Source organism: Avibacterium volantium (assembly GCF_900635775.1).
Classification (GTDB): domain Bacteria; phylum Pseudomonadota; class Gammaproteobacteria; order Enterobacterales; family Pasteurellaceae; genus Avibacterium; species Avibacterium volantium.
Map to the genome: position 1 here is coordinate 337,695 of NZ_LR134167.1, position 25,775 is coordinate 363,469.

26 protein-coding genes are annotated in these 25,775 nt (G+C 41.4%); 7 read left to right on the forward strand and 19 right to left on the reverse strand.

Features of this window, described 5'->3' with window-relative positions:
• Positions 1-11: 11 nt before the first annotated feature.
• Positions 12-1,262 (reverse strand): diaminopimelate decarboxylase, encoded by a 1,251-nt coding sequence (lysA, locus tag ELZ61_RS01690; protein ID WP_126371002.1) that lies wholly within the window; start codon positions 1,260-1,262, stop codon positions 12-14.
• A gap of 31 nt (positions 1,263-1,293) precedes the next feature.
• The gene (gene lptM / locus ELZ61_RS10755; RefSeq protein WP_115248547.1) at positions 1,294-1,413 is read right to left on the reverse strand and encodes an LPS translocon maturation chaperone LptM; all 120 of its coding nucleotides are present in this window, start codon (positions 1,411-1,413) and stop codon (positions 1,294-1,296) included.
• A gap of 149 nt (positions 1,414-1,562) precedes the next feature.
• Here lptM and cyaY point away from each other — a divergent pair, with 149 nt between their 5' ends.
• The 4 genes from cyaY (at position 1,563) to ELZ61_RS01715 (ending at position 5,811) form a co-directional block, all read left to right on the forward strand.
• Positions 1,563-1,871, forward strand: coding sequence for an iron donor protein CyaY (cyaY, locus tag ELZ61_RS01700; protein ID WP_103854294.1), 309 nt, complete (start codon positions 1,563-1,565; stop codon positions 1,869-1,871).
• Positions 1,872-1,932: 61 nt separating this feature from the next.
• On the forward strand, positions 1,933-3,777 hold the full coding sequence (gene recQ, locus ELZ61_RS01705) for a DNA helicase RecQ (protein WP_110479589.1): 1,845 nt from the start codon (positions 1,933-1,935) through the stop codon (positions 3,775-3,777).
• A gap of 91 nt (positions 3,778-3,868) precedes the next feature.
• Positions 3,869-5,047, forward strand: coding sequence for an ATP-grasp domain-containing protein (locus tag ELZ61_RS01710; RefSeq protein WP_126371004.1), 1,179 nt, complete (start codon positions 3,869-3,871; stop codon positions 5,045-5,047).
• Between the two features lie 8 nt (positions 5,048-5,055).
• On the forward strand, positions 5,056-5,811 hold the full coding sequence (locus ELZ61_RS01715; protein ID WP_126371006.1) for an esterase family protein: 756 nt from the start codon (positions 5,056-5,058) through the stop codon (positions 5,809-5,811).
• 40 nt (positions 5,812-5,851) lie between these two features.
• Here the strand turns inward: ELZ61_RS01715 and ELZ61_RS01720 are convergent, their stop codons facing one another.
• Both ELZ61_RS01720 and gpt read right to left on the reverse strand, forming a co-directional pair.
• A complete protein-coding gene (locus tag ELZ61_RS01720; protein ID WP_126371008.1) occupies positions 5,852-6,676 on the reverse strand; it encodes an alpha/beta hydrolase in 825 nt (274 codons plus the stop codon).
• A 48-nt stretch (positions 6,677-6,724) separates the two neighbouring features.
• On the reverse strand, positions 6,725-7,189 hold the full coding sequence (gene gpt, locus ELZ61_RS01725) for a xanthine phosphoribosyltransferase (RefSeq protein ID WP_115248727.1): 465 nt from the start codon (positions 7,187-7,189) through the stop codon (positions 6,725-6,727).
• Between the two features lie 122 nt (positions 7,190-7,311).
• Between gpt and ELZ61_RS01730 the strand changes: the two genes are divergently transcribed.
• Positions 7,312-8,766: an aminoacyl-histidine dipeptidase gene (locus ELZ61_RS01730; RefSeq protein WP_126371010.1), complete on the forward strand. Its 1,455-nt coding sequence runs from the start codon at positions 7,312-7,314 to the stop codon at positions 8,764-8,766.
• Positions 8,767-8,829: 63 nt separating this feature from the next.
• Here ELZ61_RS01730 and ELZ61_RS01735 read toward each other — a convergent pair whose 3' ends face one another.
• The 15 genes from ELZ61_RS01735 to ELZ61_RS01805 form a co-directional block, all read right to left on the reverse strand.
• Positions 8,830-10,179 (reverse strand): MFS transporter, encoded by a 1,350-nt coding sequence (locus tag ELZ61_RS01735; protein ID WP_126371012.1) that lies wholly within the window; start codon positions 10,177-10,179, stop codon positions 8,830-8,832.
• A 12-nt stretch (positions 10,180-10,191) separates the two neighbouring features.
• The gene (locus tag ELZ61_RS01740; protein WP_126371014.1) at positions 10,192-10,986 is read right to left on the reverse strand and encodes an inositol monophosphatase family protein; all 795 of its coding nucleotides are present in this window, start codon (positions 10,984-10,986) and stop codon (positions 10,192-10,194) included.
• 176 nt (positions 10,987-11,162) lie between these two features.
• Positions 11,163-11,591, reverse strand: coding sequence for a F0F1 ATP synthase subunit epsilon (locus ELZ61_RS01745; protein WP_126371017.1), 429 nt, complete (start codon positions 11,589-11,591; stop codon positions 11,163-11,165).
• A 39-nt stretch (positions 11,592-11,630) separates the two neighbouring features.
• Positions 11,631-13,004 (reverse strand): F0F1 ATP synthase subunit beta, encoded by a 1,374-nt coding sequence (gene atpD / locus ELZ61_RS01750; RefSeq protein ID WP_103855669.1) that lies wholly within the window; start codon positions 13,002-13,004, stop codon positions 11,631-11,633.
• Between the two features lie 16 nt (positions 13,005-13,020).
• Entirely contained in the window at positions 13,021-13,890 is an 870-nt protein-coding gene (atpG, locus tag ELZ61_RS01755; RefSeq protein WP_035688897.1) for a F0F1 ATP synthase subunit gamma, read from the reverse strand.
• A gap of 22 nt (positions 13,891-13,912) precedes the next feature.
• Positions 13,913-15,454 carry a F0F1 ATP synthase subunit alpha gene (gene atpA, locus ELZ61_RS01760; RefSeq protein WP_035688894.1) on the reverse strand — a complete coding sequence of 514 codons (1,542 nt, stop codon included), beginning with the start codon at positions 15,452-15,454 and terminating at the stop codon, positions 13,913-13,915.
• 12 nt (positions 15,455-15,466) lie between these two features.
• Positions 15,467-16,015 carry a F0F1 ATP synthase subunit delta gene (gene atpH / locus ELZ61_RS01765; RefSeq protein ID WP_126371019.1) on the reverse strand — a complete coding sequence of 183 codons (549 nt, stop codon included), beginning with the start codon at positions 16,013-16,015 and terminating at the stop codon, positions 15,467-15,469.
• 13 nt (positions 16,016-16,028) lie between these two features.
• Positions 16,029-16,499 (reverse strand): F0F1 ATP synthase subunit B, encoded by a 471-nt coding sequence (gene atpF, locus ELZ61_RS01770; RefSeq protein WP_017806727.1) that lies wholly within the window; start codon positions 16,497-16,499, stop codon positions 16,029-16,031.
• A 73-nt stretch (positions 16,500-16,572) separates the two neighbouring features.
• Entirely contained in the window at positions 16,573-16,827 is a 255-nt protein-coding gene (gene atpE, locus ELZ61_RS01775; RefSeq protein WP_005539567.1) for a F0F1 ATP synthase subunit C, read from the reverse strand.
• A 76-nt stretch (positions 16,828-16,903) separates the two neighbouring features.
• A complete protein-coding gene (gene atpB, locus ELZ61_RS01780) occupies positions 16,904-17,692 on the reverse strand; it encodes a F0F1 ATP synthase subunit A (RefSeq protein WP_103855672.1) in 789 nt (262 codons plus the stop codon).
• Between the two features lie 22 nt (positions 17,693-17,714).
• A complete protein-coding gene (locus tag ELZ61_RS01785; RefSeq protein WP_126371021.1) occupies positions 17,715-18,098 on the reverse strand; it encodes an ATP synthase subunit I in 384 nt (127 codons plus the stop codon).
• A 128-nt stretch (positions 18,099-18,226) separates the two neighbouring features.
• Positions 18,227-18,862: a 16S rRNA (guanine(527)-N(7))-methyltransferase RsmG gene (rsmG, locus tag ELZ61_RS01790; protein WP_126371023.1), complete on the reverse strand. Its 636-nt coding sequence runs from the start codon at positions 18,860-18,862 to the stop codon at positions 18,227-18,229.
• Complete coding sequence (mnmG, locus tag ELZ61_RS01795) at positions 18,862-20,751, reverse strand: tRNA uridine-5-carboxymethylaminomethyl(34) synthesis enzyme MnmG (RefSeq protein ID WP_126371025.1); 1,890 nt, start codon at positions 20,749-20,751, stop codon at positions 18,862-18,864. The genes rsmG and mnmG overlap by 1 nt, the downstream gene beginning before the upstream one ends.
• 467 nt (positions 20,752-21,218) lie before the next feature.
• Positions 21,219-21,662, reverse strand: a complete 444-nt coding sequence (gene mioC, locus ELZ61_RS01800; RefSeq protein WP_103855676.1) for an FMN-binding protein MioC — start codon at positions 21,660-21,662, stop codon at positions 21,219-21,221.
• 60 nt (positions 21,663-21,722) lie between these two features.
• Positions 21,723-21,941 (reverse strand): cell division protein ZapB, encoded by a 219-nt coding sequence (locus ELZ61_RS01805; protein ID WP_103854316.1) that lies wholly within the window; start codon positions 21,939-21,941, stop codon positions 21,723-21,725.
• Between the two features lie 155 nt (positions 21,942-22,096).
• Here ELZ61_RS01805 and glpX point away from each other — a divergent pair, with 155 nt between their 5' ends.
• A complete protein-coding gene (glpX, locus tag ELZ61_RS01810; protein ID WP_103855677.1) occupies positions 22,097-23,110 on the forward strand; it encodes a class II fructose-bisphosphatase in 1,014 nt (337 codons plus the stop codon).
• A 221-nt stretch (positions 23,111-23,331) separates the two neighbouring features.
• A complete protein-coding gene (gyrB, locus tag ELZ61_RS01815; protein WP_126371027.1) occupies positions 23,332-25,764 on the forward strand; it encodes a DNA topoisomerase (ATP-hydrolyzing) subunit B in 2,433 nt (810 codons plus the stop codon).
• Positions 25,765-25,775: the final 11 nt, after the last annotated feature.

The window sequence follows — 25,775 nt, forward strand, 5'->3', positions numbered from 1 at the left end:
TTCTAATCACACTATGGCAACATTGCCTCTAGCTGCCATAATTCAGGGTAGGTTTCGCGGCGTTTGATGAGGTGTGTTTGATCGCCGTCCACCATCACTTCAATGGCTCTTGGGCGGGAATTATAGGTAGAAGCCATACTGGCACCATAAGCACCAGCAGAACGCTGGGCGATGAGATCCCCTTGGGCAATTGCCAGTTCACGCTGTTTGCCTAAGAAATCAGAGGTTTCGCAAATCGGGCCGACCACATCATAAACTTTTGTTTCACGCGGTAGGCTGCGATCCACTTCGATAATCTTCATATAAGCTTGATACAACGCAGGGCGAATCATATCGTTCATTCCCGTATCTACAATGGCGAAATTACGGCTTTCATTGCTTTTTAGGTATTCTACTTTGGTGAGCAAAATCCCTGCATTGGCGGTGATCGCACGCCCTGGTTCAAGAATAATTTCCAAGTTTGGATAATCTTTTAATTTAGCTAATAACGCTTTTGCATATTCACTTGGGTGAGGGGCTTCTTCGTCTTTGTAGGTTACACCTAAGCCGCCGCCCAAGTCTAAATGTTCTAATTCAATGCCATCTTGTGCAAGCTGCTGCATTAGCACGATCAAACGATCTGTGGCATCAAGGAACGGCTGAATTTCCGTGAGTTGTGAGCCGATATGGCAATCCATTCCGGTAATTTTAATGTGTGCTAGCTGGCTTGCGATGCGATAGACTTCGCGGGCTTCATCAACACTCACGCCGAATTTATTTTCTTTCAAGCCTGTGGAAATGTAAGGGTGGGTGTGTGCGTCCACATCGGGGTTCACGCGTAAAGAAATTGGCGCGATTTTATTTAACCGCCCTGCCACGTCATTAATGCGGTAAAGCTCCGCAAGGCTTTCTACGTTGAAACAACGAATGCCCACGTTTAACGCACGCTCAATTTCTTGTTCCGATTTTGCTACGCCAGAAAACACCACTTTGCTCGCATCACCACCTGCCGCAAGGACGCGTTCTAATTCTCCTTGCGACACAATATCAAAGCCCGATCCTAGCTTCGCCATAATGTTCAAAATGGCTAAGTTCGGGTTGGATTTCACCGCGAAGCAAATGAGATGCGGATGATCGCCTAAGGCGTTATCAAAAGCGTGCCAGTGGCGTTCAAAGGTCGCACGGGAATAAACATAAGCAGGCGTGCCAAACTGCGCGGCAATTTCACGCACTGGTACTTGTTCCGCCATCAGTTGATCATCTTGATATTGAAAAAAATCCATTGGATTGTCCTTTACTTCTTATTGTTAATGCTTATTTTTGTTGCGCTTGTGAATTGTCTTGTTCAGGGAAATAAAGCGGGCCTTTTACCCCACAACCAGCCGCCGCAAGGGTAATCGCGCCTAAGGTGAGGATTAAAATTAGTTTTTTCATCTTGTATTCTCTTGGGTTATCTTAGAAATCTTACGCATAATAACGATATTTATAGAAAGATCTATTCTTTTTTACATCATTTTGCACTTTGTATAAATGGTAAAAACTCTCTATAATTCCGCCTTACCTATTTCGCTTATGGAAAAATTATGAACGTTACAGAATTTCATCAAAATATTGAGCAAGTTTGGCTCAAAATTGAAGAACAATTAGAAGAGCAAGATTGCGATGTGGATTGCGACACGCAAGGTTCGGTGTTTACTATCACTTTCCCTGATCGCAGCCAAGTGGTGGTAAACAAGCAAGAGCCATTGCTTGAACTCTGGCTTGCCAGCAAAGCAGGCGGTTTTCACTTTGCGTTTAAAGACGGACAATGGATCGCCAATGATGGCAAATTATTCTGGCAATGCTTGGAAGAAGCCTGTCGCGTACACGGCGAGCAAGTGCATTTCGCCTAATGGCTCATTTCATCAATAAACAAAGTGCGGTGTATTTTTAACCAATTTTTCACAAAAAATAATGGAAAAAAACACCGCACTTAAGGTTTTGAACGAGGTTTTTGGTTACCAATCTTTCCGCAACGGACAAGAAGAAGTGATCAACGCCGCCCTTTCACACCAAGATAGCCTTGTGATTATGGCAACGGGAAACGGAAAATCCCTTTGCTATCAAATTCCTGCGCTTTGCTTTCCGGGGCTAACCTTAGTCATTTCACCGCTGATTTCCTTAATGAAAGATCAAGTGGATCAACTGCTTGCTAACGGTATTGAAGTGGATTATCTCAATTCCACACAAACCTTTGAGCAGCAGCAAATTGTACAAAATAAGGCGATTTCAGGGCAGCTCAAATTGCTTTATATTTCGCCCGAAAAGGCGATGACAACCAGTTTTTTCCAATTTATTTCCCATTGCCAAGTGAGCTTCATCGCCATTGACGAAGCCCATTGTATTTCCCAATGGGGACACGATTTCCGCCCTGAATACACTCAACTTGGCGGGCTGAAACGCTGTTTTCCTAATGCCCCGATAATGGCACTCACCGCCACCGCAGACAGTGCCACAAGGCAAGATATTTTGCACCATTTGCAACTGGATAATCCGCATATTTATATCGGCAGTTTTGATCGCCCAAATATTCGCTATACCTTGGTAGAAAAATTTAAACCAATGGAGCAGCTATGCCAATTTGTGCTAGGGCAGAAGGGCAAAAGTGGTATCGTTTATTGCAACAGTCGCAACAAGGTGGAACGCTTGGCGGAAAGTTTGCGCAAAAAAGGTGTGGCAGCGCAAGCCTATCACGCAGGAATGGAAGCCAGCCAGCGCGAGCAAGTGCAGCGTGCGTTTCAGCGTGATAATGTGCAAGTAGTGGTGGCAACCGTAGCCTTTGGAATGGGCATTAACAAATCCAACGTGCGATTTGTAGCGCATTTTGATTTGCCACGCAGTATCGAGGCCTATTACCAAGAAACAGGGCGCGCAGGGCGTGATGACTTGCCTGCTGAAGCCGTGCTGTTTTACGAGCCTGCCGATTATGCGTGGCTACAAAAAATGCTGCTGGAAAAACCAGAAAGTCCGCAGCGCCAAATTGAACAGCATAAATTAGAAGCCATCGGCGAATTTGCCGAAAGCCAAACTTGCCGCCGTTTAGTTTTGCTGAATTATTTTGGCGAACATCGCCAAGCGCCGTGCAAAAACTGCGATATTTGCCTTGATCCGCCGAAAAAATATGACGGCTTAATTGACGCACAGAAAGTAATGTCCACCATTTATCGTGTGGGACAAATGTTCGGCGTGCATTATGTGATCGGCGTGCTGCGCGGAATGCAAAATCAAAAAATTAAAGATAACCAGCACGATCAGCTCAGCGTGTACGGCATTGGCAAAGACAAAAGCAAAGAATATTGGCAATCGGTGATCCGCCAGCTGATTCATCTTGGGTTGGTGCAACAAGTGATGAATCAATTTCATTCGGTGTTACAGCTGACGGAAAATGCGCGCCCAATTTTGCGTGGTGAACAGCCCTTAGAGCTGGCAATGCCAAGGGTTTCTTCCATTATGACCGCACAAAGCGCACAAAAAAGTGCGGTGCAAAATTACGACAAAGATCTCTTTGCTCGCCTGCGTTTCTTACGCAAACAAATTGCCGACAAAGAAAATATCCCCCCTTATATTGTGTTCAACGATGCCACTTTGCAAGAAATGGCACAATATCAACCCACCAGCAAGCGTGAAATGCTACAAATCAATGGCGTGGGCGCAACCAAATTAGAGCGCTTCGGACAGGCATTCCTGCATATAATCCAAGAGCATAAATCGCTCAGCGCAAAAAACAGCCAACCACTTAAATTATCTAACGAAAAATAACCGTACTTTGTTTGAAAATAGATCGATTTATGCCGATTATTTTGGGTATAATGCAATCGTTTTCGTTATTTTTTAGATTGAGGGATAGTCTATGTCAAGACCATTAAACTTTGTGATGATTTCACCCCATTTCCCAACCAATTTTGAAACCTTTGCCGTGCGTTTGCGGGAAAATGGTTTCAACACCTTAGGTATTGCCGATACGCCTTATGATCAACTAAGTGAAAATCTGCGCAATGCGCTGACGGAGTATTATCGTGTGGATAATATGGAAGATTACGATCAGGTTTATCGTGCGCTGGGCTATTTTGTGCATAAATATGGGCGTATTGATCGCATTGAATCACACAATGAATATTGGCTTGAGCTAGATGCGAAACTTCGCACGGATTTCAATGTATTTGGTTATAAAAATGACGATATGAAATCCATTAAAACCAAATCAAAAATGAAAGAAATTTTTCGCCAAACAGGCTTAAAAGTGGCGAAAGGACGTGTATTTGAAAGCGATGAAGATGCCAGAAAATTAGCGCACGAATTACATTATCCCGTGATTATCAAACCCAATTCTGGCGTGGGCGCGAGCGATACTTATAAGATTAAAAATGCGCAAGAATTGGAAAACTTCTTCAGCCATAAAAATCCCAACGTGGAATATATTATGGAAGAATTTATTGACGGCGATATTGTTACCTTTGACGGTTTGACCGATCGCGATGGCAATATCGTGTTTTATTCCAGCCTTGAATATTCCGAAGCGGTGCTGGATACCGTAGAAAAAGACGGCGATATGTTCTATTACGTTCCCCGTGAAATCTCGCCAAAATTAGTGGAATTGGGCAAGCAATGCGTCAATGCCTTTAATGTGAAAGAGCGGTTCTTTCATTTCGAGTTTTTCCGCGTAAAGAAAACCAACGAACTATTACCATTAGAAGTGAATTGCCGCCCACCCGGTGGATTAACTATTGATATGTGGAATTATGCCAATGACTTTGATGTGTTTAATGAATATGCACATATCGTCAAAGACAATCAATTCACCTCACAAATCACGCACCCTTGGAATGTGGTTTATATTTCCCGCAAAGCCAATCAGCGTTACGCTCATTCCATCGCTCAAATCTGGGAAAAATTCCCGCACAATATTATTAGCGTGCAGAAAGTGCCGGGTGTGTTTGCCAAAATTATGGGGGAAGAAGGAATATTGGCACGCACGCCAAGCCTTGAACAAATGCGTGAAATTATTCAATTTGCTCATCAAAAACACTAGGAGGAAAAATGTTTTTTGAACGCCGTCATCATTGGAGCGGAGAACTTGGCCGCGAAATGCCTTTTAATGTCTATGGCCACAGCGGCAAACCTGTGATTGTTTTTCCTTCATCAGGGGGAAATGAAAACGAATATGGCAATTTTGGAATGATTGACGCCTGCCGTTCTTTCATTGAACGCGGTTTACTCAAATTTTACACCCCTGATTCTTTTGATAAGGAATCTTGGCTCGCGGATCACAAATCAGGGCAAGATATGGCGCAGGCACACAATGCTTATGATCGCTATATTATCAATGAATTAGTGCCATTAATTCGCCACGAATCCAAATGGCAAGGTGCAATGATCGCCACAGGTTGTAGTATGGGCGCATTCCACACCATAAATTTCGCCTTACGCCACCCTGATCTTTTTGATACCGCCATCGCCTTAAGTGGCGTGTATGATGCGCGTTTCTTCACAGGAGAATTTCACGGCAACGCGGAAGTCTATTTTAATTCCCCCATTGATTATTTATGGAATCAAAACGATCCGTGGTTTTTAGAGCGCTACCGCCAAAACCATTACATAATCGCCGTTGGGCAAGGCGCTTGGGAAGAACAACACATCGCCGACACCGCACGCTTACAACAAGCCTTCCAAGCCAAAGATATTCCCGCTTGGTTTGACTTCTGGGGAACAGATGTGGATCACGACTGGCCTTGGTGGCGCGTACAAATGCCTTATTTCTTAGGGAAATTGGAAGAGCAAGAGTTATTAAAATAGAAAAAGGCGGATTGATATTCCGCCTTTTCACTTGTTACAGCTATTTACTCAACAACGCAAAATGCAAAAACTCGACAAAATGATCTGCCCAGTGCATTTCGTGGTGGATTTCATTTGCCATAATGCGTAAGCGGATATGATCGAGAGGATGCCCTGTGCGTAGCAAAGCCTGATAATAACGCAGGGTGCAATCAATGTAAGCTTGGTTCATATTAGAAATAAATTGTGAATCCATTTCATCGCCTTCATTTGTACCAACTTGGATAAATACACGGCTTTGTGGCTGTAAAGGGTGGTGATGAATAAAGTGCATAAACGCAGGTTCACTAAACCAAGAAGCAAGGGAAAACACGCCCAAATGGCCAAAAATGTGCGGATACGCCGCCCCCATATAAGCGGTGATAATGCCGCCCATTGAGCTACCTGCAAGCAAGGTATTTTCTGCATTTGGCAAAGTGCGGTAGGTTTTATCGATAAATGTTTTAACCTCATTAACCACCCATTGTGCATATTCCGCACCACGTCCGCCCACATTGCGCACGTCATCGTGGTTACCCACATCCGTCCGCCAAGGGGCATATTCGTTCAGCCGTTCTGCCCCTGCATTATCAATGCCGACAATAATGAGTTTCGGCAAATGTTGATAATGCTTAATGGTAGGAATAATTTTCCACGAATGGCCCGAATAGGATTCTTTGCTATAAAACACATTTTGCCCATCGTGCATATAAAGCACAGGGTAATGCTGCCAAGGTTCGTTGTGATAATCTTTTGGCAACAACACGCGCACACGGCGGTGATGATGGTAATAAGGCACATAAAGAAAATGCTCTTGCATTTCCAGATAATGATTAAACGCGCTCATCTTTTTACTTCTATAAAAAACGCTGGCAAGCCCAGCGTTTATCACAAATTATTTTCTCGCCAATGGTGGGACGAAAGTGATACCCATATCCCAAGGCTGTTCAATCCAAGTGTTTTGTGGAATATCGATCACATAATCGTCCACTAAATCCGCCCCAGCTGGTTTTGCGAAAACCGTTACAAAACGGGCATTTGGATAAAGTTCACGAATGGCTCGCGCCGTGTTGCCAGTATCTACTAAATCATCAACCACGATAAAGCCTTCGCCGCCGTTAGGCACTTGCGCAGCGTGTAAAACATTTAATTCGCCTTGCTGATTATGATCGTAGCTTGCGATACACACGGTTTCAACGTGGCGAATGCTCAATTCACGCGCCAATACCGCAGCAGGAAACAATCCCCCACGGCTCACTGCAATAATGCCTTTCCATTGTGATGCTGGCAATAAACGTTCAGATAATTTGCGTGCGTGCATATGGAACATATCCCAAGTCACAACATATTTTTCACTCATAACTCACCTTAACTTAAGAAAGAGAGCGGAAACCGCCCAATAAATAAAATTGTGTTAGGATAACTTGAAACCAATTTTTATGCTATTATTTTGATGAATTTTTTTCATTTGAGGAAAAAACGATGTCTGAAATCCAACAACTTCAACCTACCTTGTTGTGGAAATGGTTCGATCAAATCTGCGCCATTCCTCACCCTTCTTATCACGAAGAAGCACTGGCTAACTTCATCGTAAACTGGGCAAAAGAAAAACAATTTTTTGTCGAGCGCGATGAAGTCGGCAATATTTTAATTCGCAAGCCTGCAAGCGCAGGTATGGAAAATCGTCCTACCGTGGTGCTGCAAGCTCATCTTGATATGGTGCCACAAGCCAATGAAGACACCCAACACGATTTCCAAAAAGACCCTATTCAACCTTATATCGAAGGCGAATGGGTCACCGCCAAAGGCACAACCCTAGGGGCGGATAACGGGATTGGCCTTGCTTCTGCCCTTGCCGCATTAGAAGAGGAAACCCTTGCTCACCCAGAGTTAGAAGTCTTGCTCACAATGACCGAAGAGCAAGGAATGGAAGGGGCGATTGGTTTGTGTCCAAACTGGTTGAAAAGCCAAATTATGATCAACACGGATACCGAAGAAAACGGCGAAATTTATATTGGCTGTGCGGGTGGTGTGAATGCTGATCTCAGTGTTCCTGTGCAAAAAATTGCCAACCCTTATGCGCATAGTTACGAGCTAGTATTAAAAGGCTTGCGTGGCGGGCATTCTGGCGTAGATATTCACACAGGACGCGTCAATGCTGTGAAAGCGCTAGTTCGTTTTCTTGCTCATCTCAAACAAGATCACCCACAAATTGATTTCGCCATTAGCCAAATTAAGGGCGGCTCAGTACGCAATGCCATTCCGCGTGAAGCCTTTGTAACCCTATGCTTTGATGGCGATCTCGCTCCATTACAAAGTGCGGTGGAAAATTTTGAAGTTTTATTAAAAACCGAATTAGCCATTGCCGAACCCAATCTGAGCTTGTTCTTACAACCTGTTGAAAAACCAGCACATATTTTTGATAGCCATTCACAAAATAACATCATTAACCTATTTAATGTCTTACCAAACGGCGTAATTCGTTACAGTGATGCGGTAGAAAATGTAGTGGAAACCTCACTCAGTTTAGGTGTGCTAAAAACCTCAGACAATCAAGTGAACGCCACAATTTTAATTCGTTCACTGATTGAAAGCGGCAAATATTATGTGCAAGAAATGTTGAAATCTTTGACCGCACTTTGTGGCGCAAGCGTCAATTTCGCTGGCAATTACCCAGGTTGGGAACCGCACCCAGACAGCAAAATCTTAGCCTTAACCAGCCAAATTTACGCGGAGATTTTAGGCCATCAACCTGAAATAAAAGTGATTCACGCAGGGTTAGAATGTGGCTTGCTGAAAAAAATCTACCCTAATTTAGACGTAGTTTCTATCGGCCCAACTATTATCAATGCTCATTCCCCTGATGAAAAAGTGCATATCCCCGCCGTACAAACCTACTGGCAATTACTCACCAGAATTTTGGCTGAAGTGAAGTAATTCATTAAAATATAAGTGCGGTGGAAAATTTCGAGATTTTTTACCGCACTTTTTATTTAAAAGCTAAGCTACATCTTTTGATTTTCTAGTTTGATATACAACTAAAATTGAGAAAATAATTGCGGCAACAACGGAGAGTAAATCAGCACCTACCCAGAAATAAGCAAGGGAATCAAAATCATAAATTTTATTACCTGCAGTATCAATCACGGTGGTTTTATCAATCATAAAGCCAGTTAAGAATTCCCCCGCTGCTGCACCGGCATAACCAAATACGCCCATCATTCCTAATGCAATGCCTGAAGCAGATTTATGAGAAATATCGGTGGCTAATAAACCGCCCAAGAAACAAAGTTGAATACCTAAGGTGATACCGAATACAGAAAGTGCAATAATCGCAAACCAAGTATTCCCTGCTGGAGCAAATAAAAATGCGGCGAGAGAAAGGGCATTTAGTAGGCTTACCACAACCGTCATAATATTACGTTTTCCTTGTAAGAAACGATCTGACAACCAACCTGAAATAATTGTCCCTAAAATCCCAACAATACTGTTTACGCTAATGATAGAGGCAGCTTCCAGTGTAGTATAGCCTTTTCCATTTTCAAGGAAAAATACGCCCCAACTATTTACGCCATAACGTCCAATGTACATACAACAAGAAGCTACTGCAAGCACCCAAATAGCTGGGTTTTTAATCACATCCCATTGATGTTTTAAAACCTCTTTGTTGTCGAGTTCCTCTGTTTGTTTATTCATTGTAATAATCGGCTTAAATCCACAAGCGGCAGGGGAGTCCTTCATAAACATCATCGCAACAAGAACACCGAGTAATCCCATTATTCCCGCAAAGCTAAAACCAAATCGCCAGCCAAATGTGGTAATAATCGCTGCGGTAACAATAAAGGTTATCCCTTCACCTACATTATGAGCAACTGACCAAAATCCATAGTAAGAACCTCGTTCTTTATCATCATACCAACGTGAAAGTGCTACTACACAAGGACCTACACCCATTGATTGTACCCAACCGTTAAATCCCCAAATGATAGTAAGAAAAATAGCACTAGTCGTCATTCCCATGGCAAAATTACATAATGCGGAGAAAAATAATCCTACCGAAAGGTAACGTACAATATTTGAGTGATCTGCCACTGCACTATTAACAAATTTACCAACCGCATAGGTAATAAAAATAGCGGAGCCTATCACCCCAAGTTCTGTTGGCGTCAAAATATTATTATTGACTAAGGCAGGCTTAGCGACATTAAAAGATAAACGACAAACATAATAAATAGCGTAAGCAAAAGAGAATGCCCAAAAACTTTTCATTCTTGTGCTTTTAAACATTGCCTCGGTGTAATCTTTAAGTGGAATAGCTGGGCTTGCTTTGAAAAAATTTAAAATAGACATTGTATTTTCCTCCTATAAAGTTAAGGATCGAATAGCTTCAAGCTGATTAAATATGCCTTGACTGCTAGCAAGAATATAATTTCCTTTTAATAATCCATCATTTGCTAAAAAGTCATTGGTTTGTCCACCAGCCTCTTGAACTAATAAAATACCGGCAAGGCAATCCCACGCATTGATATGCGGTTCAAAATATCCAATTAATCTGCCTGCCGCGACATAAGCCAAGGTTAATGCCCCTGAACCATTACGGACAAACATTCCCCCTTCTTTTAATACTTGATCAATAACTGGCACAAATGTACTTGGTGGAACACGATGAGACATTCCCAATCCAACTAATCCCTCTTGCAAAGAAGTCGCTTTTGATGCAGATAAAGGAGCTTTATTAACAAACGCACCTTCACCTTTAATCGTATGAAAAAGCTCTTTATGCAATGGATCGTAAATCAGCCCAATAACAATTTCCTGTTTGTAAAGCACGGCAATAGAAATACACCAAGCCTGTAGGCCATATAAAAAAGGACTTGTGCCATCAATGGGATCAACCACCCAGCAAAAGTCCTTATCAAGCCCATCGGCACCTGATTCTTCACCTAAGAAGCCATCATCAGGAAAGTGGGCTTTTAATGCAGTTTTAATCTCTTTTTCAACATTTTGATCAGCGATGCTTACTAAATCTTGTGCTTCTCCCTTTTTATGCTGAATATTAAGTTTGTCTCTATTTAAGTAAAATGAGAGTGCTATTTCCCCCACATTCTTAATGAGATCTTTTGCAAAAACATAACGTTGCTGTATATGGCTATTCATACGTCCCCCTTTTGTTTCAAATCCAACAAAATTAGAACATATATTCCAATATATACAAACATCAAAATTTTTGTTTTGAGAGATGTTTCACAAAATATTTTTAGGTGAATTTTGACCAGGAAAAGAAAAACCACCCGAAGGGTGGTTTTTAAATGCAGTAAAAAAGTGCGGTAAAATTAGCGTTTGTTTTTGACTAATTTTTCTGTCAGTTCGTAAGCGCGTAGTTTAGCAAGCTCTTTAGAGAGTTTCGCGGCGAGCATTTCGTAGTTGGCGTCTTTGACGTTGGCTACGATATTTTGTTCTGCCTGGCGTTTCGCTTCTAAAATGCGATCACCATCAAGCTCTTTACCACGGATTGCGACATCCGCTAGGACGGTAACGACATTGGGTTGAACTTCTAAAAAGCCACCTGAAACGTAGATAACTTCTTCATTGCCATTTTCTAAGGTCAATTTGACGATACCCGGTTTGATTGCCGTTAATAAGGGGGTGTGGCCCGGTAAGATACCAAGCTCCCCTTCAATCCCTGTGGCTTGAATGCTTTTTACTTGACCAGTAAAAATGCTTTCTTCTGCACTTACAACCGTTAAATTTAATGTTGCCATTGTGATTCTCCTTCAAGTGTTTAATCAGGCTTGAAGTGATTACATATTTTTGGCTTTTTCTAGCACTTCATCAATAGAACCAACCATATAGAACGCTTGTTCTGGGATATGGTCATATTCACCTTCTAAAATACCTTTGAAACCGCGAATAGTTTCTTTTAATGAAACATATTTACCCGGTGAGCCAGTGAACACTTCTGCAACGAAGAACGGTTGTGATAAGAAACGTTCGATTTTACGCGCACGCGCTACCACAAGTTTATCTTCTTCAGAAAGCTCATCCATACCAAGAATCGCGATGATGTCTTTCAATTCTTTGTAGCGTTGTAAGATACCTTGTACGCCACGCGCTACATCATAATGCTCTTGGCCAACCACTAATGGGTCTAATTGGCGAGAAGTTGAATCAAGGGGATCTACCGCTGGATAAATACCTAATGATGCAATTTGACGGCTTAATACAACCGTTGAGTCTAAGTGCGCAAAGGTGGTTGCTGGCGATGGGTCAGTTAAGTCATCAGCTGGTACATAAACCGCTTGTACGGAGGTGATAGAACCTGTTTTGGTGGAGGTGATACGCTCTTGTAATGCCCCCATTTCTTCTGCAAGGGTTGGTTGGTAACCTACCGCAGATGGCATACGACCTAATAATGCAGATACTTCTGTCCCTGCTAGGGTGTAACGATAAATATTATCTACGAAGAATAATACATCACGGCCTTCATCACGGAATTTTTCTGCCATAGTTAAACCGGTTAATGCAACACGCAGACGGTTACCTGGTGGCTCGTTCATTTGTCCGTAAACGAGGGATACTTTATCTAATACGTTAGATTCGGTCATTTCGTGGTAGAAGTCGTTACCTTCACGGGTACGTTCACCTACCCCTGCAAATACGGAATAACCTGAGTGTTCGATCGCAATATTACGGATTAATTCCATCATATTTACGGTTTTACCTACACCCGCACCACCGAATAAACCAACTTTACCCCCTTTTGCAAATGGGCAGATTAAGTCGATAACTTTGATCCCTGTTTCAAGCAATTCTGTGCTGTTTGCTTGATCTTCATAGCTTGGTGCTGGTCGGTGAATTGACCAAGTTTCTTCTGCACCAATTGGGCCTTGTTCGTCAATTGGTTCACCCAGTACGTTCATAATACGTCCTAGGGTTTTTGTTCCCACTGGAACGGAAATTGGTTTGCCAGTGTTAGACACGGATAAACCACGTTTTAAACCATCTGATGAACCCATTGCGATACAACGTACGATTCCACCGCCTAATTGTTGTTGAACTTCTAGCACTAAGCCTGTTTCAACGTTTAAGGCATCATATACTTTTGGTACTGCATCTTGTGGAAATTCAACGTCAATAACCGCACCGATGATTTGTACAATTTTTCCAGTTGCCATTATCGATCCTCTTTACTTAAATTGCCGCTGCACCAGCAACAATTTCATTTAATTCATTTGTAATACTTGTTTGGCGAGCTTTGTTGTAAACTAATTGCAAGTCTTTAATTAAGTTTCCTGCATTATCAGTTGCCGCTTTCATCGCCACCATTCGTGCCGCTTGCTCAGAAGCCAAATTTTCAACTACCGCTTGATACACTTGAGATTCTAAATAACGAACCAATAAACTATCTAACAACACTTTTGGATCAGGTTCGTAGATATAGTCCCAAGATTGTGCGCTTTCACCTAAATCATCATTGTCTAATTCAGGTAAAGGAACAAGTTTTTCTAAAGTAGGTTTTTGCGACATTGTGTTGATGAACTTATTGTAAGCAATGTAGATCGCATCTAATTTGCCTTCTCTATAAGCATCAAACATTTCATTTGCCGTACCAATTAATTCTTCAACAGAAGGCGTATCGCCCATTCCTGAATTTTGTGTGGCAATATTCAAGCCAAGAGATTGGAAAAACCCGATACCTTTTGCACCGATTAAACCCAGTGAAACTTCCACTTGTTTTTCTTTCCAACCTTTGATTTCTTGAAGTGCGGTCTTAAATAAGTTGATATTTAAACCGCCACATAATCCACGATCTGTTGAAACAAGTAGGATACCTACTTTTTTCACTTCTCGTTCCACTAAAAACGGATGTTTATAACCAATACTGGCTTTTGACACGTGGCTAATCACGCGGCGTATGGCTTGAGCATACGGGCGTGAAGATGACATACGATCCTGCGTTTTACGCATTTTCGATGCTGCAACCATTTCCATTGCCTTAGTAATTTTTTGTGTACTTTGAACACTGGAAATTTTGGTTCTTATCTCTTTTGCACCTGCCATTGATGTTCTCCGTTAATGTGAATTACCAAGCACTGTTTGCTTTGAAATTGTCTAAAATCGCTTGCAATGTTGCTTTGATTTCATCATTGTAATCGCCAGTTTTGGTTAATCCGTCCATAAAATCAGCATAGTTATGTGCTGCATATTCTAAAAGGGCAGATTCAAAAGAAGCGATACGATCTAATTCAACATCTTCTAAATAACCAAACTCAACCGCAAATAATACTAAGGCTTGCTGTGCAACGCTTAACGGAGAATATTGTTTTTGTTTCAATAATTCTGTTACTTTCTGACCGTGAGAAAGTTGTTTGCGTGTTGCATCATCAAGATCTGAAGCAAATTGTGCGAATGCTGCTAATTCACGATATTGCGCAAGTGCGGTACGAATACCACCCGCTAATTTTTTGATGACTTTAGTTTGTGCTGCACCACCCACACGAGATACCGAAATACCTGGGTTTACCGCAGGACGAATACCTGAGTTAAATAGGTTAGATTCTAAGAAAATCTGACCATCGGTAATGGAAATTACGTTGGTTGGTACGAAAGCCGATACGTCACCTGCTTGGGTTTCAATAATTGGTAATGCAGTTAAAGAACCTGTTTTACCTGTTACTTTGCCTTGTGTGAAACGTTCAACATATTCTGCATTAACACGAGAAGCACGCTCAAGTAAGCGAGAGTGTAAATAGAATACATCACCAGGGAAAGCTTCACGACCTGGTGGACGGCGTAATAACAATGAAATTTGACGATAAGCAACCGCTTGTTTAGATAAATCATCATAAACGATGAGTGCATCTTCACCGCGATCACGGAAATATTCACCCATTGTACAACCTGCATAAGGCGCTAAATATTGTAACGCAGCAGATTCTGATGCAGATGCCACAACCACGATAGTATTTTGTAATGCGCCGTGTTCTTCTAATTTACGCACTACGTTAGCAATAGTTGATGCTTTTTGACCGATCGCTACATAGATACATTTAATGCCAGAATCTTTTTGGTTGATGATGGCATCGATAGCTAATGCGGTTTTACCTGTTTGACGGTCACCGATAATTAACTCACGTTGACCACGACCGATTGGCACCATTGAGTCCACCGCTTTATAACCAGTTTGAACAGGCTGATCAACAGATTTACGATCGATAACCCCTGGTGCGATAACTTCAACAGGCGCATAACCATCGTTTTCAATTTCGCCTTTACCATCAATTGGCTGACCAAGGGTATTCACCACACGACCTAATAAACCACGGCCTACTGGCACTTCAAGAATACGTCCTGTACATTGAACTTCCATACCTTCAGAAAGATCAGTATAAGGCCCCATTACAACCGCACCTACCGAATCACGCTCTAGGTTCAGTGCCATTGCATAACGATTGTCGGGTAATGCAATCATTTCCCCTTGCATTACATCACTTAAACCGTGGATACGAATAACCCCATCGCTCACAGAAACAATGGTTCCTGTGTTGCGTGGTTCGCTCACCACGTTAAATTCGGCAATGCGTTTTTTAATTAATTCACTAATTTCAGTCGAATTTAGTTGCATCTTTTATTCCTCTTATAATTGCAACTCATTTGCAAGACGAGCCAGTTGCCCACGGCTACTTCCGTCAATGACAAAATCATCTGTACGAATAATAACACCAGCAATCAGTGCATTATCTACGCTGCAATTTAATTTAACTTTACGAGCAAGTTTCTTTTCCATTGCGGCTGCAATTTTAGCTTGTTGCTCTGCACTTAATGGTTGAGCTGAGATGACTTCCACATCTGCAATCGCTTGGTGTTCACTCACATAATGTTGGAACAATGCAAATACCGCTGGAAGTACAGTTAAACGCTTATTTTCAGCCATTAACCGAATCAAATTTTGCCCATATTGATCAAGTTGGTCGCCACAAATTGAAATCACCGTATCAGCAACTTTGCTGGCAGATAAATCACCTGTTAGGAAACCTTGCATCTCTTTATTTTCAACAACTTGAGAAGCAAAATTTAGCATTTCTGCCCATTTTTCCACCGCACTTTTGTTTTGTGCTTGTTGCTCGATAGAAAAATCAAATGCTGCTTTTGCATAAGGGCGAGCTATGGTAGTTAATTCTGACATAAGCCCAACCTTCTTATAGTTCTGCAACTAATTTTTCAATAATGTCATTGTTTGCCGCTTCATCAACCGTGCGACCCACAATTTTCTCAGCACCTGCAACCGCTAAAGAGGCTACTTTCGCTCGTAATTCTTCTTGAACACGTTTACGCTCTGTTTCAATCTCAGCGTGGCCTTGTTCAATAATTCTTGCTTTTAATGCTTCCGCTTCAGCTTTCACTTCTTCTAGGATTTCGTTGCGACGTTTATTCGCTAAATCCACAATTTCTTGTGCTTGAAGTTTCGCTTGATTAATTTCTTGCTCCACCAATGTTTTGGTTTCTGCTTGCTCTTTTCGTGCGACTTCTGCTGCAGCTAAAGCATTAGCAATTGAGCTTTGACGCTCTTCAATTGCTTTAATAATTGGTGGCCAAACATATTTCATACAAAACCACACAAATAGTGCGAATGCAATAAGCTGACCAATTAATGTTGCATTTAAGTTCACAACGCCCTCCTCAATAATGTCATCAATGTTACCCGTTTAGGGTAAAGCTTGGTTGTACAAACAACGCTGACAATTATTGTAATAATCCGATGAATGGGTTTGCGAAAATGAAAAGTAACGAAATACCTACTGCAATCATTGCGATAGCATCTAAAAGACCAGCAACGATAAACATTTTAGTTTGCAAGCTACTTGCTAATTCAGGCTGACGCGCAGAAGATTCTAAGAATTTGCCGCCTAAAATCGCAAAGCCAATTGCTGTACCTAATGCTGCGAAAGCAAGTAGGATTGATGCACCAATAATCGTAGCTGTAATTACAGTTTCCATAGTTTTCTCCGTTAGATTTAAGAAAGTCAGCCTAATTGGCTGGGTTAGTTAATAAAAATCGTTAAATAATCTGTGTTTAATGTTCCGCTTTGTTGTAAGCGATACTTAAATAAACAATCGTTAGCATCATAAAGATAAACGCTTGCAAGGTGATAACCAAAATATGGAAAATCGCCCACGCAAGATGTAATGGAATGCCGAGTGAAGCAATCGCCATATTGGCACTATACATTACGGCAATCAAAATAAAGATAAGCTCACCTGCGTACATATTCCCGAACAAACGGAAACCTAATGAAATAGGTTTAGCAAGCAAGGTTACAGATTCAAGAATTAAGTTTACTGGAATGAAAGCCCAGTGATTGAAAGGGTGGAGCGTATATTCTTTAACAAAACCACTCAATCCTTTAGATTTGATGGTATAGAAAATAATGAGGAAGAATACACAAATAGCCATACCAAGGGTTGCGCTAATATCTGCCGTTGGAACCGCTCTTAAATAATGAACGCCGAATAGATTTGCCACTTGTGGTAAGAAATCCACAGGGATTAAATCGATGGCATTCATAATGAACACCCAGCAGAAAATGGTTAGCCCTAATGGTGCAATAACATTGCGTGGCCCGTGGAAATTTTCTTTTACCACACCATCAACCCATTCTACGATCATTTCTACAAAGCATTGCAATTTGCCTGGTACGCCAGAAGTGGCTTTTTTACCCACTTTATAGAACACGAAAAGGAAAATAATGGCAGATACCGCTGAAAAGAAAAGCGTATCTAAGTGAACGTGCCAGAAAGAATCCCCTGTTTTAAGAAATTCTAAATGGTGTTGAATATACCCTGCGGTTGTAAGGTCAGACATAGTTAATCCCTTGAAATTTAAACTAAATTCTAAACATTTTAGTTACCATTACAGGTAACAGGTTATTTAACAGCAATGCTAAAAAATAACCTATAAAAAAGACGACATAATTAATTGTGGGAAAAAATTTAAACGCTACCACAATAAGAATGATCGTACATATAAACTTTATCGCACCACCACGATAAAAGGTCGTTAGCTGATGTGTGTTTTTCGCTGTTTTAAAAAACATCAAAAAAACGAACACACAATAGGGAACAAAAATGGCGAATGTTCCAAGCAAAAACGACACCGCATTTGAAGGCTGTACAGCCAATAAAACCAAGAAAATAGCAATAAAAATGAGTAACTCGATACTCAATGCAAGCTGATATTTCTTTTTTGTTTTCTTAATAACTGCTGACATTTGCCACTTTTAAAATACTAACTCGAAAGAGTGAAATTTATTATACGCCAGTTTTGTCAGTATTCAACTTATAAAACCTGCTAGAAAGCATTCATTTTATTATATTTTTGTTAAATTCTCAAAAAATTTTAACCTTTATTTAACAAAACAAGGTTTCTTTCGCCAATTAATTCTGGAACTGTTAAGTTAATCACATTTTTTATCACAAAATCGGCTGATAATTGTTCCACTTCGTCTTGATGATATTGTCCTTTTAGGGCATAAAAGATGCCATTTTCATCAACCAAGTGCTGGCACCAGTCGGTCATATCTTTTAATGACGCAAAAGCGCGACTTAATACACCATCAAATAACACTTCAGGCTGATAATCTTCAACTCGACTTAATACTGGAATCACGTTGGTAATGCCAAGCTCACGCAAGGCATTACGGATAAAGCTAATGCGTTTACCTAAACTATCTAACAACACAAAGGTTTTATCTGGATTAATAATGGCTAAAGGCAAGCCAGGTAAGCCTGGCCCTGTTCCCACATCAATGAAACGATCACCTTGTAAGTAAGGGCTGACAACAAGGCTATCCATAATATGTTTCACTAGCATTTCTTGCGGATCACGCACAGAAGTGAGGTTGTAAGCCTTGTTCCATTTATCCAACAACACCACAAGCTTAACGAGCTGATCTTTTTGCTGATCGCTCACAGAAAGTGCGGTGCTTTTTAATAGAAAATTTAATTTTTCTTTGAGTTGTTCGATGTTAGCCATTATTCACCACGCTTTAACATACCTTGTTTTTTCAGATTCACCAATAAAATGGAAATGGCCGCAGGTGTTACGCCAGAAATACGGCTCGCTTGCCCAATTGAGGTTGGGCGATGTTGCATTAATTTCGACCGCACTTCATTAGATAACCCAGATACTGCATCATAATCAAAATTATCGGGAATTTCTGTATTCTCATAACGTTTTTGGCGTGCGATTTCTTCTTGTTGATGCTCAATATAACCTTGATATTTAATCGCAATTTCCACTTGTTCTGCTGCTTCTTTATCTTCAATTGCAGGCGCAAATGGGGTTAATTGAGTAAGAGATTGATAATTCACTTCTGGACGGCGTAATAAATCTTCGCCACTTGCCTCACGAGTTAATGGGCTATTTAGCAATTCATTAGCTTCAGCCAAATATTCAGAACGTGGATGCAACCAAATGCTACGCAAACGCTGGCGCTCTAATTCAATATTTTCCATTTTTTGATTAAAACGCGCCCAGCGTTTTTCATCAATTAAGCCAAGTTTATGTGCTGTTGGGGTTAAACGAATATCCGCATTATCTTCACGCAGCAATAAACGGTATTCCGCTCGAGAGGTAAACACACGATAAGGTTCTTTGGTGCCTAAGGTACAAAGATCGTCCACCAACACGCCAATATAAGCTTGATCACGATGCGGATACCAACTGTCTTTGTCTTGCACATAAAGCCCGGCATTAATTCCTGCCAATAATCCTTGCGCTGCGGCTTCTTCATAACCTGTCGTACCGTTAATTTGGCCTGCAAAGAATAAACCTTTAATCGCTTTGGTTTCTAAGGTAGGTTTTAAATCACGGGGATCAAAATAATCATACTCAATGGCATAACCTGGTTTGATAATGCGTGCATTTTCCAATCCTTTCATTGAATTAACAATGCCCATTTGCACATCAAATGGCAAACTCGTAGAAATACCGTTTGGATAAACTTCATTGGACGTTAAACCTTCAGGCTCAAGATAAATTTGGTGCGAATTACGTTCAGCAAAACGCATTACTTTATCTTCAATGGAAGGACAATAACGCGGCCCAATTCCTTCAATCACACCGGCATACATCGGGCTACGATCCAAATTATTACGGATCAATTCGTGGGTTTGCTCGTTGGTATGGGTGATATAGCAAGGAATTTGGCGTGGGTGTTGATCCACCGATCCCATAAAAGAAAAAACCGGTAATTTTGCATCGCCGTGTTGTTTTGCTAGCACATCAAAATTAATGGTTCTTGCATCAATACGCGGTGGGGTGCCTGTTTTTAAACGATCCACGCGCAAATTCAGATCGCGCAGACGATGAGCTAGACTCACTGAGGCAGGATCACCAGCACGCCCACCTGCATAATTTTCCATACCAATATGGATCTTACCCGATAAAAATGTCCCAGTGGTTAAGATCACCGATTTAGATCTAAACTTTAATCCCATTTTGGTTTCTACACCCGCAACGCGATCTTGTTCGATCAAAATATCTGTTACTTCTTGTTGGAAAATATCTAAATCCGGTTGATTTTCTAACGCGATCCTTACCGCTTGGCGGTATAACACGCGATCTGCTTGCGCACGCGTAGCGCGTACAGCAGGGCCTTTACTGCTATTTAAAGTACGAAACTGAATACCTGCTTGATCCGCTGCAGTAGCCATTAAACCACCCATAGCATCAATTTCTTTAACTAAATGCCCTTTACCAATGCCACCAATGGCTGGGTTGCAAGACATTTGCCCTAATGTATCCACATTGTGCGTTAATAATAATGTTTTTAATCCCATTCGTGCTGGCGCAAGAGCCGCTTCTGTGCCCGCGTGTCCACCACCAATCACAATCACATCATAACTTTCTGTATAAAACATAATAACCTTAATTGCGTGATAAATTTGATCTTCATAAAAGTAACAGCGTATTCTACATCAAATTGATCGTTGCTTAAATCGAAGATTGAAGATCCGGTGAATTTTGTTCGCTCGATCAAAGGATCAAAAAGAAGATCCTTGCCTTATTAATATAAGATCTCTTTTTATATATAAAGATCTTATTATGATAATTATTAGGATCGCTGATCCTTGTGTATAAGGCAAATTTTCGTTTAAAAATAAAGGAGTTAGATCCTTTTTTAGGTTGTTTAGATCACCCATTGATCTAGCTGTATATGTTGTGAGTAAAAGTGAAAGTTATCCACAATAAAGTTTTTTTTTATTTTTATTTACAGAATAAATACAATATTTAGACAGGTTTTGACTAAGTTATCCACAGGGTAGTTTGTAAGGGATCATAAAAAGCGAGAATGGCGATCTGATGAGATGATCATCAGATCTGAAGATTAAAGATGAGATAAAAAAGTTGGGATCCAATTTTCGGCATACTGTTCTTGATCGTCCACTGCAAGGACATCAATTTTTAAAGGATCGCAAATTTGCACCGCACTTTGTTGGGTTAAACATTCTTGTACAATGTTCACCGCATTGCAGAAGGTATCATAATCGGAATTTCCTAACCCGATCACCGCAAATCGCAAATGGGATAAATCTGGTTTTTGTGCGCTAATTTCATCAAACAACGGTTTAAGATTATCAGGTAATTCGCCAGCACCGTGGGTGGAAGTGACAATCAACCAAAGATTTTCATCAGCCACTTCAGCAAAATCAGGCCCGTGCAACAGTGCGGTGGAAATTTGCTGAGTTTCTAGCACTTGCTGTAAATGTTCAGCCACATATTCTGCACCGCCGAGAGTACTGCCAGTTATTAAACATACTTTTTTAGTCATTTTTACTCCTAAAAAATAAGGCTTAGATAATCACCTAAGCCTTTATTTTTATTCTGAAAATTAAACGTTATCAATACGACCTAACAAAGAGCGTAAACGTTCTTGCCAGTTTTGATGTTCGCTCTTAAGCTGTTCATTCTCATTGCGTAATGATTCATTTTGTTGTTGCGCTTGGCTATTTTTTTCTTTTAATTCTTCAACTTCTAATTGAAGTAATTCAATGGTTTCAACCGCTTGTTTAATTTTTGCTTCAAGTTGGTCTAAAATTTCTAACGACATAGTGGATTCCTTTTAAAAAATGGTTAATGAACATAGATGTGTGCTTATTCTACCTGAGTTTATTGATTTCGCAAAAAATTTTATCTTTTTATAACGCAATCGTTTGCGAAAGTGATAGAATACGCCGATTTTTAAACAACCAAAGGATCAAAAAAATGAATAGAGCATTAGCCATTGAATTTTCTCGAGTTACTGAAGCCGCGGCACTTGCTGGTTTTGCTTGGTTGGGGCGTGGAGATAAAAATGCTGCCGATGATGCGGCGGTGCAAGCGATGCGATTGATGTTAAATCAAATTGAAATGCGTGGCGAAGTGGTGATTGGTGAAGGCGAAATTGATGAAGCGCCAATGCTCTATATAGGTGAAAAAATTGGTACAGGGGCTGGCGAAGAAGTGTCTATTGCCGTTGATCCCATTGAAGGCACAAGAATGACCGCAATGGGGCAGCCGAATGCTCTTTCCGTGTTAGCTGCAGGGGGAAAAGACACCTTTTTACGCGCGCCTGATATGTATATGGAAAAATTGGTGGTTGGCCCTGAAGCCAAAGGAATGATTGACCTAAACTTACCCTTGGAACAAAACTTGCGCCGTGTGGCATCAAAAATGGGGAAATTGCTTTCTCAATTAACAGTGATCACCTTAGATAAACCACGCCACGCGGAAGTGATCAAAAAAATGCAGCAGCTAGGCGTGAAAGTCTTAGCCATTCCCGATGGCGATGTGGCCGCATCAATTTTATGTTGTTTGCCTGATGGCGGCGCAGATATGCTCTATGGCATTGGCGGTGCGCCTGAAGGAGTGGTGGCTGCCGCAGCGATTCGTGCTTTAGGAGGCGAAATGCAGGCGCGTTTAATTCCACGTCATCAAGTTAAAGGCAGCTCGCCAGAAAATCAATCTATTGCCGCTGATGAAATTCGCCGTTGCCAAGAAATGGGCATTGAAGTGAACCAAGTGCTGAAATTAGAAGATTTAGTGCGTGATGACAATCTTGTTTTCTCCGCCACAGGAATCACTAATGGCGATTTACTTAAAGGTATTCACCGCCGTGGCAATCTCGCTACCACAGAAACCTTGCTCATTCGCGGCCGTTCACGCACCATTCGCCGTATTCAATCGGTGCATTATTTAGACAGAAAAGACACCGCACTTTACCGTTTAATTGATGCCTAACGGAATTTTTAGTTGTTTTATGCCCATCTAGGCGGAAATTTCCGCCTAATGGGTTTTTAACGCCAATTACCGCAGATCAAAGTGCGGTGCTTTTTTTCATTATTTTTCAATTTGTTATTTCTCTTCCCATCGCCTATTTGAGATTTTTGCGAAATTAGCCAAAAGCGCAAAAATTTGCTATAATCCGCCCAATTTTTTATCAATAAAAACAGAGAATTGTTATGTCGAATAATGTCCCAGAAAATTATGGTGCAAGTAGTATCAAAGTATTAAAAGGCCTTGATGCAGTGCGTAAACGCCCCGGTATGTACATTGGTGATACCGATGACGGAACAGGGTTACATCATATGGTTTTTGAAGTGGTGGATAACGCCATTGACGAAGCGCTTGCAGGTTATTGCTCGGACATTAACGTGATTATTCATTCTGATAATTCCGTTTCAGTACAAGATGACGGACGCGGTATTCCTGTGGACATTCACCCTGAAGAAGGGGTTTCTGCGGCGGAAGTGATTATGACCGTATTGCACGCGGGTGGTAAATTTGATGATAACTCTTATAAAGTGTCTGGTGGTTTGCACGGCGTGGGTGTGTCGGTGGTGAATGCCTTATCCGATAAATTACAGCTCACCATTCGCCGTCAAGGCCACGTTCACGAACAATTTTATAATTTAGGTGATCCGCAAGCGCCATTAACCATTATTGGCGAAACCAGCCAAACGGGAACCACCGTGCGTTTTTGGCCAAGCCCAAGCATTTTCACCAATATTGAATTTGAATACGATATTTTAGCAAAACGTCTGCGTGAGCTTTCTTTCCTGAACTCTGGCGTATCCATTAATTTAATTGATGAACGCACAGACAAACGCGATCATTTCCATTATGAAGGCGGTATTCAAGCATTCGTGGAATATCTCAACAAAAACAAAAATCCAATTCACCAAAAACCGTTCTATTTTTCTACCGAACGTGATGGCATTGGTATTGAAGTGGCGTTGCAATGGAACGAAGGCTATCAATCTGAGAATATTCATTGCTTCACTAATAATATTCCACAACGTGATGGGGGAACGCACTTAGCGGGCTTCCGCGCTGCCTTAACGCGTACCTTAAATGCTTATATGGAAAAATCGGGGCTGAATAAAAAAGGCAAGAACGACAAAGTAGAAACTTCAGGTGATGATGCACGTGAAGGGTTGGTGGCGATTATTTCGGTGAAAGTGCCTGATCCAAAATTCTCATCACAAACTAAAGATAAATTGGTTTCTTCTGAAGTGAAAGGTGCGGTGGAGTCTGCAATGAATGAGCGTTTGCAAGAATATTTGGAAGAAAATCCAAATGACGCCAAAATGATTGCGAGCAAAATCATTGATGCCGCACGTGCTCGTGAAGCAGCGCGCAAAGCCCGTGAAATGACACGCCGTAAAGGGGCGTTAGATATTGCTGGGCTTCCAGGTAAATTAGCCGACTGCCAAGAGCGCGATCCTGCGTTATCTGAACTCTACCTTGTGGAGGGGGATTCTGCGGGCGGTTCAGCCAAACAAGGGCGTAACCGTAAAAACCAAGCGATTTTGCCATTAAAAGGGAAAATCCTAAACGTAGAAAAAGCCCGTTTTGATAAAATGCTTTCTTCGCAAGAAGTTGGCACATTAATCACCGCACTTGGCTGCGGCATTGGACGTGATGAATATAACCCAGATAAATTGCGTTATCACAGCATCATCATTATGACCGATGCGGATGTGGACGGCGCGCACATTAGCACCTTATTGCTTACTTTCTTCTATCGTCAAATGCCAGAACTGATTGAGCGTGGGCATATTTATATTGCGCAACCACCGCTTTATAAAGTGAAAAAAGGCAAACACGAAGAATACATCAAAGACGATGAGGCAATGGCTCAATATGAGCTTAACTTGGCTTTAGACGGCGCCGCGCTTTACACCACAAAAGACGCACCACCAATGAGTGGCGTGGCATTAGAAAAATTGGTTGCCGAATACAATAACGTGCAAAAAATGATCGGGCGTTTATCTCGCCATTATCCAGAAGCCTTGCTGAAAACCTTAATTTATCAGCCAGAATTAACGGTTGAATTAATGCAAAATGAAAGTGCGGTGCAATCTTGGGCTAAATTTTTAGTGGACACGCTAGTGGAAAAAGAAACCAGCGGTAACCATTACAGCTACAAATTAGTGTTCAATACAGAACGTCATCTGCACGAAGTGGTGCTAACCGTGCGTACTCACGGCGTGGATACGGACTATGTTTTAGGCTTCCAGTTCGTTAATGGCAATGAGTATGCGCGCATTGTAAAATTGGGTTCACAATTAAACGGCTTACTTGAACCTGATGCGCATGTCGCGCGTGGCGAACGCCAACACCCAGTGAGTTCTTTTGAACAAGCGGTAGAATGGCTAGTGAAAGAATCGCGCCGTGGTTTAATGGTTCAACGTTATAAAGGGTTAGGTGAAATGAATCCAGAACAACTTTGGGAAACCACAATGGATCCTGAAACGCGCACAATGTTGCAAGTTACCATTAAAGACGCCGTGGCAGCAGATCAACTCTTCACCACCTTAATGGGCGATGAAGTCGAACCACGCCGTGAATTTATTGAATCTAATGCGCTGCGTGCAAACCTAGATATTTAATTAGGGGCTGT